Source organism: Pseudomonas azerbaijanorientalis (genome assembly GCF_019139795.1).
Taxonomy (GTDB): Bacteria; Pseudomonadota; Gammaproteobacteria; order Pseudomonadales; family Pseudomonadaceae; genus Aquipseudomonas; species Aquipseudomonas laurylsulfatiphila.
The window spans coordinates 5,938,706-5,953,811 of record NZ_CP077078.1; the positions used below are offsets into that span (position 1 = coordinate 5,938,706).

General features: G+C 59.2%; 13 protein-coding genes. 10 read left to right on the forward strand and 3 right to left on the reverse strand.

Going from position 1 to position 15,106, the window contains the following annotated elements:
- The first annotated feature begins 150 nt into the window (after positions 1-150).
- The 3 genes from KSS91_RS26695 to KSS91_RS26705 all read left to right on the forward strand — a co-directional run bounded on the left by KSS91_RS26695 (position 151) and on the right by KSS91_RS26705 (position 3,852).
- Positions 151-552 (forward strand): lysozyme inhibitor LprI family protein, encoded by a 402-nt coding sequence (locus KSS91_RS26695; protein WP_217836568.1) that lies wholly within the window; start codon positions 151-153, stop codon positions 550-552.
- 60 nt (positions 553-612) lie between these two features.
- Positions 613-1,029 (forward strand): DUF3010 family protein, encoded by a 417-nt coding sequence (locus KSS91_RS26700; RefSeq protein WP_217836569.1) that lies wholly within the window; start codon positions 613-615, stop codon positions 1,027-1,029.
- 162 nt (positions 1,030-1,191) lie between these two features.
- Positions 1,192-3,852, forward strand: a complete 2,661-nt coding sequence (locus tag KSS91_RS26705) for an RHS repeat-associated core domain-containing protein (RefSeq protein ID WP_217836570.1) — start codon at positions 1,192-1,194, stop codon at positions 3,850-3,852.
- Here KSS91_RS26705 and KSS91_RS26710 read toward each other — a convergent pair.
- The gene (locus KSS91_RS26710; RefSeq protein WP_217836571.1) at positions 3,849-4,844 is read right to left on the reverse strand and encodes a GlxA family transcriptional regulator; all 996 of its coding nucleotides are present in this window, start codon (positions 4,842-4,844) and stop codon (positions 3,849-3,851) included. The two genes, KSS91_RS26705 and KSS91_RS26710, sit on opposite strands and share 4 nt — an antisense overlap.
- 225 nt (positions 4,845-5,069) lie before the next feature.
- Between KSS91_RS26710 and KSS91_RS26715 the strand changes: the two genes are divergently transcribed.
- From KSS91_RS26715 to KSS91_RS26740, 6 genes are all read left to right on the forward strand, one after another.
- Complete coding sequence (locus KSS91_RS26715) at positions 5,070-6,014, forward strand: choline ABC transporter substrate-binding protein (protein ID WP_217836572.1); 945 nt, start codon at positions 5,070-5,072, stop codon at positions 6,012-6,014.
- 94 nt (positions 6,015-6,108) lie between these two features.
- Complete coding sequence (gene cdhC, locus KSS91_RS26720; RefSeq protein WP_007975497.1) at positions 6,109-6,996, forward strand: 3-dehydrocarnitine:acetyl-CoA trimethylamine transferase CdhC; 888 nt, start codon at positions 6,109-6,111, stop codon at positions 6,994-6,996.
- Between the two features lie 140 nt (positions 6,997-7,136).
- The gene (locus KSS91_RS26725; protein WP_102700688.1) at positions 7,137-8,102 is read left to right on the forward strand and encodes an L-carnitine dehydrogenase; all 966 of its coding nucleotides are present in this window, start codon (positions 7,137-7,139) and stop codon (positions 8,100-8,102) included.
- 164 nt (positions 8,103-8,266) lie between these two features.
- Entirely contained in the window at positions 8,267-8,743 is a 477-nt protein-coding gene (locus KSS91_RS26730; protein ID WP_217836573.1) for a thioesterase family protein, read from the forward strand.
- Positions 8,744-8,756: 13 nt separating this feature from the next.
- Positions 8,757-9,920, forward strand: a complete 1,164-nt coding sequence (locus KSS91_RS26735) for a gamma-butyrobetaine dioxygenase (RefSeq protein WP_217836574.1) — start codon at positions 8,757-8,759, stop codon at positions 9,918-9,920.
- A gap of 385 nt (positions 9,921-10,305) precedes the next feature.
- The gene (locus KSS91_RS26740) at positions 10,306-10,572 is read left to right on the forward strand and encodes a hypothetical protein (RefSeq protein WP_007995656.1); all 267 of its coding nucleotides are present in this window, start codon (positions 10,306-10,308) and stop codon (positions 10,570-10,572) included.
- 112 nt (positions 10,573-10,684) lie between these two features.
- On the opposite strand, the gene gbdR is transcribed toward KSS91_RS26740, so the two are convergent.
- Together gbdR and KSS91_RS26750 are read right to left on the reverse strand one after the other, a co-directional pair.
- The gene (gene gbdR, locus KSS91_RS26745; RefSeq protein WP_007975492.1) at positions 10,685-11,788 is read right to left on the reverse strand and encodes a choline metabolism transcriptional regulator GbdR; all 1,104 of its coding nucleotides are present in this window, start codon (positions 11,786-11,788) and stop codon (positions 10,685-10,687) included.
- 523 nt (positions 11,789-12,311) lie between these two features.
- A complete protein-coding gene (locus tag KSS91_RS26750; protein WP_007995657.1) occupies positions 12,312-13,688 on the reverse strand; it encodes an L-serine ammonia-lyase in 1,377 nt (458 codons plus the stop codon).
- 435 nt (positions 13,689-14,123) lie between these two features.
- Between KSS91_RS26750 and KSS91_RS26755 the strand changes: the two genes are divergently transcribed.
- Positions 14,124-15,071, forward strand: a complete 948-nt coding sequence (locus KSS91_RS26755) for a choline ABC transporter substrate-binding protein (RefSeq protein WP_217836575.1) — start codon at positions 14,124-14,126, stop codon at positions 15,069-15,071.
- The last annotated feature ends 35 nt before the right edge of the window (positions 15,072-15,106 follow it).

Here is a 15,106-nt window from a genome sequence, read left to right on the forward strand (position 1 = left end):
CCTCGGCGACCGGGTGCAAAAACGACAGGGGGTTTGCCGAAAGCGTCAATCCGCGACAAAGGGTCGTCTCCTGGCCTATTCAGCGACCTGTTCAAGGCCCTCGGCTTGGGCCAGAATTCGCTGCATCACTGGAATAGAGCGGCGACCTGAATGAAATCCATCCTTCTGGCTTTGGCATTGATTGCGACCGGCGTACACGCAGCGCAGGAGTCCGACGACAACCCGTGCGATAAAGTCGAAAACGACGTCCAGACCCTCGAGTGCTCGGCCTTCAGCAAAACCAGCGCCGAAGACCTGCTAAAGGAAAACCTCCAGGGCCTGGCCGACCGCATGCAGTCGCAATACGGCAAAAACCCGTCGCAACTGGCCGACATCACCGCCAAGCTCAAGGCCGCCCAACAGCAATGGCTGAAGACCCGGGATGCCGACTGCGCCGTCGAAGCCTTCCCGGCCACCGGTGGCAGCAAGGCGTTCACCATTGCCCAGAACGATTGCATTGCGCGGATGAGTGATGAACGGTCGGAGTTTTTGGAGTCGATTGGGCAGGAATGATCCATTCGCCAGCCAACTTGAGCTGTAAGCTGCACGCTTCAGCCAGTAAAGGGATTCAACATGAAAGTCTGCGGCATCGATATCAAAGGCAGCGAAGCGATCATCGCCGTGGCCACGCTGGACGGTCAGGCGCTGAGCCATGTCGCGCTCGCCACCAAGAAAATTGCCCTGGATGATGACGATGACGCCGCCAATGTCAAAGTGTTCGCAGCCCAGGTCGCTTCGTTTGTCCGGGAGAACTCCATCGACCGCATCGCGATCAAAAAGCGCAGCAAGAAAGGCGAATTCGCCGGTGGGCCGACCACGTTCAAGATCGAAGGGGTTTTCCAGTTATTGGAGAATTGCGAGGTGACGCTGCTGTCTCCGCAGACCATCAATGCCCAGGCTAAAAAGCACAATTTCGAACTGCCGGGGACGCTGAACAAGTATCAGCATGAGGCGTACAAGGTGGCGTGTTCGGTGCTGATGAAGAAGTAAATCAGCTCGGCACCTGTTATTTCTGACAGTAGTCAATCCGGCAAAAGCGGCGCATACATTGGGCATCTTCCATCAGCGCTCAACGATCATATGGCCGCCAACCTACACCGCTCCACCCCAACCTTGATGGCACAGGACCCACGCCACCATGAGATTCGCAGCGTGGCCTACTATCGCGCACATCCGGACGAAACGCCGGAACCGCGCATTACCCGTCAGGCCTACAGCACGAACGGACACCTGAGCGCCGGCTGGGACCCACATCTATGGGCAACGCAAGGCAAGCCTAATCTGACCATGGTGTACGGCCTCTCCGGCGAACCATTACTGAACAGCAGTGTTGATGGCGGCTGGAAAGCAAGACTGCCGGGCGCCAGCGGCGAGCTTCGATTCGAGTGGGATGGTCGGAACAATCAACGTCAGATCGAGTACGACAACCTGTTACGCCCGATCGCCATCTCAGAGCAAGCTGTCAACGCCGCCTCTGCCACGACTGAGCGGATGGTCTATGCCGACAGCGGCGCCGAGTACAGCCCACATAATCAGTGCGGACGCCTTATTCGCCACGACGACACGGCTGGCTGTCTGCATCTCGAGGAATACAGCCTCGCGGGCACTCGGTTAAGCGAATCCCGACAGTTCATGAACGAGCTGTCCGCAGTCAATTGGCCAGAGCGCTTGACTGACCGCGACAGCAAACTCGAAGCCGAAGGTGAAACCACCCAATGGCGTTTCAATGCCCTGGACAACCTGGTGACCCAGACCGATGCTCGGGACAACCAAAGGCTATTGGGCTATGACATCGCAGGCCAGCTCATACAGGTAGCCCTCAAACGCAGGCATCTGCCGGACAAAACGCTACTCAGTAACAGGCGCTACAACGTCAGTGGTCAGATCGAGCACGAAACTGCCGGCAATGGTGTTACGACAACTCGCCGTTATGACCTTCAAAACGATCGCCTGTTGCAACTCACCTCAAGCCGTTCAGGCCATGCTCTCCAGGACCTTGCCTACACCTACGATCCTGTCGGCAATATCACTCGGATCCGGGACTCGGTCGCAGCGATACGCTACTTCAGGAACCAGCGTACTGACCCCGCCAACGACTATCGGTATGACACGCTTTCTCAACTGATAGAGGCAAGCGGTCGAGAATCCGTTGCCGCGAGCCAGGGTCCCTTAACGCGCCCGTCGCAATCGACAGTGACAAGTAGTTACAAACAGACATTCTCATATGATCCCGCAGGAAACCTGCAAACCCTCATCCATGAGGGCCTTCGAGGTTACACCCGTGAGATGGTGAGCGAGCCTTCAAGTAACCGAAGCTTGCCTAAACCGCAGACAGGCGAGCCGGACTTCATCAAGAGCTTCGACAGCAACGGCAACTTGTTGATCCTGTCCCCTGGCGCACAAATCATGCACTGGGACAGTCGCAATCAACTCAGCGAGGTCATTCAGGTCACCAGACACGATGAACCGAATGATGATGAACTCTATCGATATGACGGCCACGGCCAGCGACTACGCAAGGTACTCCATCGCAAGACAAAATCTGCAACCTTAACCACAGAAGTGCGTTATCTGCCCGGGTTGGAGATCCATTACAACGGTCGCGAAGAAGTACGGTATGTCGTGAATGTTGACGCTGGAGATTGCAACGCGCGGGTTTTGCATTGGTACGAAGACCCGCCCGAAGGCATCGCCAACGACCAGATTCGTTACAGCCTGGGCGATCACCTTGGATCCTGCACGCTGGAACTGGACGAGGATGCCGCGCTGATCAGCCAGGAGGGTTATTACGCCTTTGGCGGCACCGCCTGGTGGCTCGCCCGAAGTGAAACCGAGGCCAGCTACAAGACACTCCGATACTCCGGAAAGGAACGGGATGCCACCGGGCTTTATTACTACGGGCTTCGTTACTACGCACCCTGGTTACAGCGCTGGATCAACCCGGATCCGGCGGGTGATATCGATGGTTTGAACCGCTACCGGATGGTTCAGAACAATCCATTGCGCTTCAAGGACAGCCAGGGGCTTGCACCGGTTGAGCCCGTCAATGAATACGAAAGGAAAATGGTCGCCGCCGGACAAGCGATACTTTATCGACGAGTCAGAGACCTGCCTGACGAGCAGCGGCGCGAATTCCAGAACGATTACTCAGCGATGATTGACTTCACAAAAAATGCGCTTTCATCGCTCAGCAGTCCAGACCTGGCACCTTCGACGCAGGAAAAGTTAAGGAATATATACGGCCGAAGCATGGATGAACAACATCTGAAGATCGCTGCAAATGTGGCCAGGAGCAAACTAAAAAAAATCCTTCGTGGTGCAGTATCGGATCAAGCCAGTGGTGATCGATTTGTCTTTACCGAAAATAACCCACTCAAGCCTGGACAGAGGGCAGTACGGAAAAAGTCCAAGTCTCAGGAGATGGATGTTGTCTATTTGAACCTCAAGGGCCGCCAACAATCCCCACCACGTAACGCCGCGACAATATTTCACGAACTCAGTCATGTTCATGCGAAGACAAAAGACTTCTGGTATTTATTTGCTGACTCATCACGTGACGATACAGCAGAGGCAATTGACGCCAATATAAAAGCGGCACTTGAGAAGTCTCTATCGATTGCCGCAAATGCGCCTGACGTATCAAAAATCAAAGAAAAGAACCGACCTGCATTCTTGAAGCACATCCTCCGCGCACAAAATGAACCCCGGTCGCCAGTAAGTCAGGCGTGGAATGCGCAAATAGCAATCACCACGCACAATGCAGACAGTTTGAGTGCTCTGGTCCTCCAATTCAGGTCTCGGGATGCTCACTAAATGACAGGTGCCTTTGTGGGAGGGGGCTGCGGCGCACCGATGCGCTCTTGAGCGCCAACACCGCGCCGATCCTCCCGCGGGCACCGCTCAAATCGAGCCCGGTAGCTACGGGTAAAATACGACGGTGACTCAAACCCGCAGGCAATACTCACCTCCAGCACGCTCATGTCCGTCTGGCGCAGCAACTGCCGCGCTTTTTCCAAGCGTAACCGCAGATAGAAATTGCTTGGCGTGTCGTTCAAATGCAACCGAAACAGTCGCTCCAACTGCCGCCGCGTCACCTTGATCGATTCCGCCAGTTCCAGCGTACTCAGCGGCGGTTCGCTGTGCTGCTCCATCTCGCCGATCACATGCACCAGCTTCTTGTTGCTGATGCCGTAGCGCGTGGCGACTTCCATGCGTTGGTGATCTTTGCGCGGGCGGATGCGGCCGAGTACGAACTGTTCGCTGACCTGGATCGCCAGTTCCGGGCCGTGGGCCTGGGCGATCAGATCCAGCATTAAATCGATGGAGGCAGTACCACCGGCGGAGGTGATGCGCCGGCGGTCGATCTCGAACAGTTCCTGGGTGACGCTGAGCTGCGGATATGACTCCTTGAAGGCGTCGATGGCTTCCCAGTGCAGGGTCAGGCGATGGCCTTCGAGCAAACCGGCCTCGGCGAGGATGAAACTGCCGGTATCGATGGCGCCGAGGGTCACGCCTTCGTTGTCCAGTCGGCGCAACCAATGCTCAAGCGCCGGGGTGGCGAATTTCAGAGGTTCGAAGCCGGCGACCACCAATAAGGTCGCGCCTTTCTTCAGCGGCTCCAGCGCCGCATCGGCGTTGACCGACATACCGTTGCTGGCCAGCACTGCCCCGCCATCGGCGCTCAGCACATGCCAGCGATAAAGCTCGCCGCGAAAGCGATTGGCGACCCGCAACGGCTCGATGGCCGAGATAAATCCGATGGCCGAGAAACCCGGCATCAACAAGAAATAGAAATCCTGGGACATGGAGCGCACTCGCTTAGCAGGTAACAAGAGGCCAGGTAACGAGAGGGCGGGCAGCGTAGGGATGTTGATACGCCAGTTGCTGGCGGCTTTCAAGAGCGCAGGTCGCTGCAGTGCAAGAGCTGGTCGCCGCAGTGCGCTTTCATCGGTGCTTTGCTGCGTAACTTGGCATCACCGGCGCATCAGACACCGGAACTCACAATAAACGAACTGCCGAGGAACCTGAGAATGAAACGACTGATCAGCAGCTGTGTTCTTGCACTCAGTGGTACCGCGTTACTGAGCGCCAGTGTCATGGCCGCCGAACCCGCCGCATGCCAGAACGTGCGCATGGGTGTAGTGAACTGGACCGATGTGATCGCCACCAGTGCCATGACCCAGGTATTGCTCGATGGCCTCGGCTACAGCACCAAACAAACCAGCGCCTCCCAGCAAATCATCTTCGCCGGGATCCGCGACCAGCGTCTGGACCTGTTCCTCGGTTACTGGAACCCGCTGATGACCCAGACCATCACCCCGTTCGTCGATGCCAAACAGGTCAAGGTGCTTGAAGCGCCAAGCCTGCAAGACGCCCGCGCGACCCTCGCCGTGCCGACCTATCTCGCCGACAAGGGCCTGAAAACCTTCGCTGACATCGCCAAGTTCGAAAAAGAACTGGGCGGCAAGATCTACGGCATCGAGCCTGGCTCGGGCGCCAACACCCAGATCAAGGCGATGATCTCCAAGAACCAGTTCGGCCTCGGCAAGTTCCAGCTGGTCGAGTCCAGCGAAGCCGGCATGCTCGCCGCGGTGGATCGCGCCGTGCGTCGCAACGAAGCCGTGGTGTTCTTCGGTTGGGCGCCGCACCCGATGAACGTCAACGTGAAAATGACCTACCTCACCGGCAGCGACGACGCCCTCGGCCCGAACGAAGGCAAGGCCACCGTGTGGACCGTCACCGCACCGACTTACGCCCAGCAATGCCCGAACATCGGTCGCCTGCTGAGCAACCTGACGTTCACCGCCGAAGACGAGAGCCGGATGATGCAGCCACTGCTGGATCACAAGGACGCTTTCGAGTCGGCCAAACAATGGCTCAAGGATCACCCGCAGGACAAAAAACGCTGGCTTGAAGGCGTCACCACCTTCGATGGCAAACCGGCCGCTGAAAACCTGCAACTGACCAGTAAATAAACCCGAACCCACCACCGTTCGCAGCCCCAAGGGGCTGCGAACGGGATCACCACGCCTGGCCAAAACCAAAAACTCGCCTGTAAGGAACCGCCAAATGAACCACGACGTCATCATCACCTGCGCACTCACCGGTGCTGGCGACACGACCAGCAAAAGCCCACACGTGCCGGTCACCCCAAAACAGATCGCGGCTGCCGCCGTGGAAGCCGCCAAGGCCGGTGCCACCGTGGTTCACTGCCATGTGCGCGACCCGCAAACCGGCAAGTTCAGCCGTGATGTGGCGCTGTATCGCGAGGTGATGGAGCGTATCCGCGAGGCGGACGTGGACATCATCGTCAACCTCACCGCCGGCATGGGCGGCGACCTGGAAATCGGTGCCGGCGAAAATCCGATGGAATTCGGCCCGAACACCGATCTGGTCGGCCCGCTGACTCGTCTGGCCCATGTCGAAGAACTGCTGCCGGAAATCTGCACCCTCGATTGCGGCACCCTGAACTTCGGCGACGGCGACACCATTTACGTTTCTACCCCGGCCCAGCTCCGCGCTGGCGCCAAACGCATTCAAGAGCTGGGCGTGAAGGCCGAGCTGGAAATCTTCGACACCGGTCACCTGTGGTTCGCCAAGCAGATGATCAAGGAAGGCCTGCTCGACAACCCGTTGTTCCAGCTGTGCCTGGGCATCCCGTGGGGTGCGCCGGCGGACACCACCACCATGAAAGCCATGGTCGACAATCTGCCGGCCGACGCGGTCTGGGCCGGCTTCGGTATCGGTCGCATGCAGATGCCGATGGCGGCGCAAGCGGTGTTGCTCGGCGGCAACGTGCGGGTAGGGCTGGAAGACAACCTGTGGCTGGACAAGGGCGTGCTGGCGACCAACGGCCAACTGGTCGAACGCGCCACGGAAATCCTCAGCCGCCTTGGTGCCCGCGTGCTCACCCCCGCTGAAGGCCGCAAGAAAATGGGCCTGACCCAGCGCGGTTAATAGAACTTACACCCAACCCTGTGGGAGCGGGCTTGCCCGCGAAAGCGGTGGTTCTACCGCTGAAGATTCGTCGGATGTACCGGCCTCTTCGCGGGCAAGCCCGCTCCCACAGGGTTTTTTGAACTATTCAGGACGTGACCATGAGCTTTATCACCGAAATCAAAACCTTCGCCGCCCTAGGCAGCGGTGTCATCGGCAGCGGCTGGGTGTCCCGCGCCCTCGCCCATGGCCTGGACGTAGTGGCCTGGGACCCGGCTCCCGGTGCTGAAGCAGCCCTGCGCAAACGCGTCGCCAACGCCTGGGGTGCATTGGAGAAACAAGGCCTGGCGCCGGGTGCATCGCAGGATCGCCTGCGCTTTGTCGCAACCATCGAAGAATGCGTTCGCGACGCTGACTTCATCCAGGAAAGTGCCCCGGAACGCCTTGAACTGAAACTGGACCTGCACAGCAAAATCAGCGCGGCAGCCAAGCCCAATGCGTTGATCGGCTCCAGCACCTCCGGTCTGTTGCCGAGCGAGTTCTACGAGAGTGCCACACACCCGGAGCGTTGCGTGGTCGGTCACCCGTTCAACCCGGTTTACCTGCTGCCGCTGGTCGAAGTGGTCGGCGGTAAAAACACCGCGCCCGAAGCCGTGCAAGCGGCGATGAAAGTCTATGAATCCCTGGGGATGCGCCCGTTGCACGTGCGCAAGGAAGTGCCGGGCTTCATCGCCGACCGCCTGCTCGAAGCGCTGTGGCGTGAGGCGCTGCACCTGGTCAACGACGGCGTGGCGACTACCGGTGAAATCGACGATGCGATCCGCTTTGGCGCGGGCCTGCGCTGGTCGTTCATGGGCACCTTCCTGACCTACACCCTGGCCGGTGGTGATGCCGGCATGCGTCACTTCATGGCGCAGTTCGGCCCGGCGTTGCAGTTGCCGTGGACTTACCTGCCGGCGCCGGAATTGACCGACAAACTGATCGACGACGTGGTCGAGGGCACCAGCGATCAGCTGGGAAAACACAGCATTTCGGCACTGGAGCGCTATCGTGATGACTGCCTGCTGGCAGTGCTCGAGGCGGTGAAGACCACCAAAGAGAAGCATGGGATGGCTTTCAGCGAGTAAGCCCAGGCTGTGGGGCCAGCAGCACTGGCCCCATCGCGAGCAAGCTCGCTCCCACAGGGGATCTGCTGAGTGACATAGATTGTATTCACACTGCAAATCACTGTGGGAGCGAGCTTGCTCGCGATAGCGGCAGTCCAGTCACCACACAAATTGGATCAGAAACCATGCCCACCCTCACCACCTACCAAACCACCATCATCCCCGACTGGGTCGACTACAACGGCCACCTGCGCGACGCCTTCTACCTGCTGATTTTCAGCTACGCCACCGATGCCCTGATGGATCGCCTGGGCCTGGACAGCGACAACCGGGAAGCCAGCGGCAACTCGCTGTTCACTCTCGAACTGCACCTCAATTATCTGCACGAAGTGAAACTCGACGCCCAAGTCGAAGTGCACACCCAAATCATTGCCCACGACAGCAAACGCCTGCACCTCTATCACAGCCTGCATCGGGTCGGTGATGCCCAGGAGCTTGCAGGCAACGAACAGATGCTGTTGCACGTGGATCTCGCCGGACCGCGCTCGGCCCCGTTCAGCGAACAATCCTTGAATCGGCTGCAAGCCATCGTCGCCGAACAGGTGGACCTGCCAACGCCCGGGTACATTGGCCGAGTGATCGCATTACCCCCAAAAAAATAACAAGGAGATCGCCATGAACACCGCCGCTGCATTTGCCGACTTTCGTACCTATCCGTTGATCAGCGCGCTGACTGGCGTGCAGACACTGGCGGACCGGGTTCTGGTGAAGTGGGCCGACGATCGCGTCAGCCCTTTCCACCATCAATGGCTGCGGGATAACTGCCCGTGCCCGCAGTGCGTCTACACCATGACCCGCGAGCAAGTGCTGGAAATCGTCGATGTGGCTCAAGACCTGATGCCCGATAACGCCCGTATCGACACCGAAGGTTGCCTGTCGGTGGATTGGCAGGATGGCCACGCCAGTCGCTTCGATCCCGGCTGGCTGCGCGCTCACGCCTATGACGATGAATCCCGCGCCGAACGCCTGGCACGCAAGCCCAAAGCCAGGCTCTGGCACAGCGATTTGCAGTTGCCGGTATTCGAATATCAAGCACTGATGAACGACCCGCAGGCGTTGCTGCAATGGCTGCTGGCGGTTCGCGATGTCGGCCTGACCCAGGTTCGTGGCGTGCCCACCGAGCCCGGCTCTCTGAAGTTGATCGCGCAACGGATTTCCTTCATCCGCGAGAGCAATTTCGGCGTGCTGTTCAACGTGCAATCCAAAGCCGACGCCGACAGCAACGCCTACACCGCTTTCAACCTGCCGCTGCACAGTGATTTGCCGACCCGAGAGCTGCAACCGGGGCTGCAATTCCTGCATTGCCTGGTCAATGACGCCGAGGGTGGCGAAAGCATTTTTGTCGACGGGTTTGCCATCGCCGATGCGCTGCGTCGCGAAGACCCGGAGTCATTCAAAAGCCTTTGCGAAATCCCCGTGGAGTTTCGCAACAAGGACCGCCACAGCGACTACCGCTGCCTCGCGCCGATCATTGCCCTGGACACGTTGGGGCAGGTATCGGAAATCCGCATGGCGAACTTTCTGCGCGGGCCGTTCGACACTTCGGTGGAACAGATGCCCAAGCTCTATCACGCCTACCGGCGCTTTATCGCGATGACGCGCGAACCCCGGTTTCGCTTGATGCAGCGGCTCAATCCCGGTGAGCTGTGGTGCTTCGACAACCGTCGCACCCTGCACGCCCGCAACGCCTTCGACCCCGCCACCGGGGCGCGGCACTTCCAGGGTTGCTATGTCGACCGGGATGAGTTGTTGTCGCGGATTCTGGTGTTGCAACGCTAGACCGCGTCATCGTTCTTCGCGAGCAAGCCCGCTCCCACATTCGACCGCATTCCCCTGATGGGACTCGGTCAACTGTGGGAGCGGGCTTGCTCGCGAAAGCGGTCTATTAATCGACACAAAACCCACTGATTCACAGACAAAAAAAGCCCCGATCAAGCCGTGACAGGATCGAGGCAGAGGGTACTGTTGAGGAGCTGCCGTGCGAGGGTGACCAAACCTTCGTGAAGCGAGCTGAGCCCAGTGTGCCCACTCCTCCAAACGGCAAGTTAGTCGAAAACGACCTGTTCATAGCCATTGCGGCCATTGCGACAATTCGCCCTTGCCGCTACTGCGTGGCCCTACCAGAATCGAGCCACGACACCGTTCCCTGAAGAAGGATTGCGTCATGATGCACGCCGATTTGATAGACCAGGAAGACCTGTTGGGCCAGCTCAAGTCGTTGGGATTCGAGGTGCCCACCGGCGCCACCGCCGAGCAGGCCTGTGAGTGTGCAGTACGGGGTTTGAACGATGTACGGGCGATGACACTGCGAACCATGGTCAAGCAGATGTACACCAGCAGCGCGACCATCCTGCCGGCGGTGCGCCAAGCGATCGACAAGCAGTTGTTGCCGGCATTGGCGGAGTATCAGCAGAGCCACACAGGCCGATAAAAATCCTTCGCGGGCAAGCCCGCTCCCACAGGCTTTGAGTCAGAGCATTAATTTTGTGCTCGACACAAAGCCCTGTGGGAGCGGGCTTGCCCGCGATTGAAGGCGCCTCGATTTAAAGCCTTACACTGGCAAACGTCGACTCATTACGCGCCTGGCTCAACGCCGACAACGGCCCGGACAACGGCGACAGCACCAAGGCTTGCGGCAACGGCATCATCGCCACTTGCTGGGTAGTGTTGGAGCCTACGCGCTCGTCACGCGGCGGAATGCCGAAGTATTCGCGGTAGCACTTGGAGAAGTGCGGCGTGGATACGAAGCCACACACCGATGCCACTTCGATGATCGACATCGGCGTTTGCTTGAGCAGTTGCCGGGCGCGGATCAGGCGCAGCTTGAGGTAGTAACGCGACGGCGAACAGTGCAGGTATTTCTGGAACAGGCGCTCGAGCTGACGACGGGATACCGCGACATAGACGGCCAGTTCGTCGAGATCGATCGGCTCTTCGAGGTTGGCTTCCATCAGCGCAACGATTTCCTGCAGTTTTGGCTGATTCGTGCCGAGCATGTGCTTGAGCGGCACACGCTGGTGATCCTGCTCGTTGCGGATGCGCTCGTAGACGAACATTTCCGAAATGGCCGCCGACAGTTCACGGCCGTGATCGCGGCTGATCAGGTGCAGCATCATGTCCAGCGGCGCGGTGCCGCCGGAGCTGGTGAAACGGTTACGGTCGAGAGTGAACAGGCGGGTACTCATGGCCACTCGCGGGAAAGCTTCCTGCATGGCTGCCAGGCATTCCCAGTGCACGCTGCAATCGAAGCCGTCGAGCAGGCCGGCGCAGGCCAGGGCCCAGCTGCCGGTGCACACCGCGCCGAGGCGGCGGGACTGGCGGGCCTGGCTTTGCAGCCATGACACGTGTTCACGGGTAACAGTGCGTTGAATACCGATACCGCCGCAGACGATGACGGTGTCCATTGGCGGAGCTTTGTGCATGGAGGCGTCGGGGGTGATCTGCAGGCCATCACTGGCCCAGACCTGGCCGCCATCGACGGTGAGGGTGGTCCAACGGTACAGCTCGCGACCGGACAACTGGTTGGCCATGCGCAGGGGTTCCACTGCGGACGCCAGAGAAATCAGCGTGAAATTGTCCAGCAGCAGAAAGCCGATGGATTGAGGCGCACGGTTCTGGGGTTGGGCCCCGGAGTTGAACGTCGTCATCGCGGTATCTCCTCACACAAAGCGGGTGATGGCCTCAGGCGGAGGCTCTTGTTATTGCCGGCGTTCTCGCGTGGGAGACGGGCTTTGTAATGACAGAGCAATTGCCGTGCCTAAATTTGAATGCACGTTCAATAACTCCTAAAAACGACGTCGGAATGTGTCTATATATGTCTTGCAAGATGTGGGGATTTAAATGGCCATCAGGACTGGTAAGCGCCCCGGCTCACGAGCGGTGAGCAATTCGGTAGCACTTGTGGGAACAGGGCTGAAACGATCCCGGAAAGAGTGTCACCGCAGGCACGGGGTGACGGGCGGTCAGGGTCGGTTTCGATCCCTGACCTTGAGGTCATGATTTACCTGTTTGCGACGCGCCAAAAGGTGGCATGTGTTGTTGCAGGTGTTCACTTAACGCGCAATTTTGACTGGTCTGGCCCCTTCGCGAGCAAGCCCGCTCCCACACTTGGAATGCGTGCCCCTGTGGGAGCGGGCTTGCTCGCGAAGAATGCGACTCGGTGTTACTGACTCAACACTCCACCGCACTCACCGCCAACCCACCCCGCGATGTCTCCTTATATTTGTCATGCATGTCGGCACCGGTATCGCGCATGGTACGGATTACCCGATCCAGCGAAATAAAGTGCTGGCCATCGCCCCGCAATGCCATCTGCGCAGCGTTGATCGCCTTCACCGCTGCAATCGCGTTGCGCTCGATGCACGGCACCTGGACCAGTCCACCCACCGGGTCGCAGGTCAGGCCGAGGTTGTGCTCCAGACCGATTTCCGCCGCGTTGCACAGTTGCTCTGGCGTGGCGCCAAGGATTTCCGCCAGCCCGGCGGCCGCCATGGCGCAGGCCGAACCGACTTCGCCCTGACAACCGACTTCGGCACCGGAGATCGAGGCGTTCTTCTTGCACAGGATGCCCACCGCCGCCGCACCGAGGAAGTAGTCGACGACATTGGCGTCGGTCACGGCCTCGCTGAACTTCATGAAGTAGTGCAGCACGGCCGGAATGATCCCCGCCGCGCCATTGGTCGGTGCCGTGACCATGCGCCCGCCGGCGGCGTTTTCTTCGTTTACCGCCAGGGCGAACAGGTTGACCCATTCCATGGCGCTCAAGGTCGAGCCAATCACGTTAGGTTTGTTCAGCTCCTGCAGGCTGCGATGCAGCTTCGCCGCGCGGCGGCGCACGTTCAGTCCGCCGGGCAGGATGCCTTCGTGTTTCAAGCCCTGTTCGACGCAATCCTGCATGGCGCGCCAGAGCTTCATCAGACCGCTGCGGATTTCCTCTTCGCTGCGCCAGACTTTCTCGTTGGCCATCATTAATTCAGCCACGCGCAGGTTGTGCTTCTTGCACAGCTGCAACAGCTCGGCGGCGCTGGAAAAGTCATAAGGAAGTACGGTGCGATCCAGATCCACGACACCGCTGGAAGCTTGCGCCTCATCGACGACAAAACCGCCGCCGACCGAATAGTAGGTGTCGCGATGCAATTCACCGTCATCGCCTTCGACAATCAGGGTCATGGCGTTGGGGTGGAACGGCAGGTTTTCGTCGATAAGGCGCATGTCCCGAGCCCAGACGAACGGCACCGACAGGCGACCGTCGAGCAACAGCGTGTGGGTTTCGCGCAGGGCCTGGATACGGATGCCGATTTGCGACGGATCGATCGCATCCGGCCACTCGCCCATCAGGCCCATGATCACCGCGTTGTCGCTGCCGTGGCCGATGCCGGTGGCCGATAACGAGCCAAACAGCTGGACTTCGACACGCCGCACCTGTTCCAGCAGACCCCGCTCGCGCAAGCCCTGCACAAACAACGCCGCGGCCCGCATGGGCCCCACGGTGTGCGAACTGGAAGGGCCGATGCCGATTTTGAACAGGTCGAAAACACTGATAGCCATGACTGCCGAACTCCTGAATGGGCCCACTGCGCACGCCAAAGCGCAGGGTGACGGAGCTGCTACGCTCAAGCTGCAATCCGCCGAGATGGCCGCATCATCAAGCTTTTATCCAGTTGTTCGACGTCTCTAACCGACGCACTCATGCCCACCAGCGCCGCGTGTCTTTTACGCCGTGTTTTCGCCGTTTTTTTGCGGTTCAGAGCGGGAAAAAGGGCTGAAAAAATCTGTAAACGACGTCACCGACACTGGATGCGACCATCCCTGTACTGGATACGACGCACCCTGTAGGCGTCAGATTTTCACTGGTACATGATCGTATCGACTCGATTGCAAGGCGCCGTGGTAGAGCTGTCTCCAGAACGCCATCCAACCGCAACCTATAAGTGCGGTGGTCCAGTCGGAACACTGCCAAAAAAAACACCAAGGAGTCCATCCATGAAAGGTTCCCCGTCGTTGTTGTTGGCCGCCATGCTTAGTCTGCCGGTTCTGGCGCAAGCCGCAGAACCGGCGCAGTGCAGTACCGTAAACTTCTCCGATGTCGGCTGGACCGACATCACCGCGACAACCGCGACGACCAGCGTCGTGCTCAACGCCCTCGGCTACAAGACCAAGACCACCATGATTTCCGTGCCCGTGACCTACAAGTCGCTGGCCGATGGCAAGAACATGGACGTGTTCCTGGGGAACTGGATGCCGACCATGGAAAACGACATCAAGGCCTACCGCGATGCCGGCACAGTGGAAACCGTGCGCACCAACCTCAAGGGTGCCAAGTACACCCTCGCCGTCCCTCAAGCGCTGTACGACAAGGGGCTGCATGACTTCTCCGACATCGCCAAATTCAAGAAAGAGCTCGACGGCAAGATCTACGGCATCGAGCCTGGCAACGATGGCAACCGCCTGATCCAGTCGATGATCGACAAGAACGCCTTCGGCCTCAAGGACGCGGGCTTCAAGGTCGTCGAGTCCAGCGAAGCAGGCATGCTGTCGCAGGTCGACCGCGCGCAGAAACGCGACACCGCCGTGGTCTTCCTCGGCTGGGCGCCGCACCCGATGAACAAGCGCTTCAAGATTCAATACCTGACCGGCGGCGACGATTTCTTCGGCCCCGACTTTGGCGCCGCCACCGTGGCGACCAACACCCGCAAGGGCTACGCCGAGGAATGCAGCAACGTCGGTCAGTTGCTGAAAAACCTGGAGTTCACGGTCGACATGGAAAGCGAACTGATGGGCAACATCCTGGACGACAAGATGAAGCCTGACGCGGCCGCCAAGGCCTGGCTGAAAAAGAATCCACAGGTGCTCGATACCTGGCTCGCTGGCGTGACCACCATTGACGGTAAACCGGGCCTGGAGGCCGTGAAAGCCAAACTGACGCCTTGAATTAGGGAGCATCGCTTATGCCGGACGGCCCACGC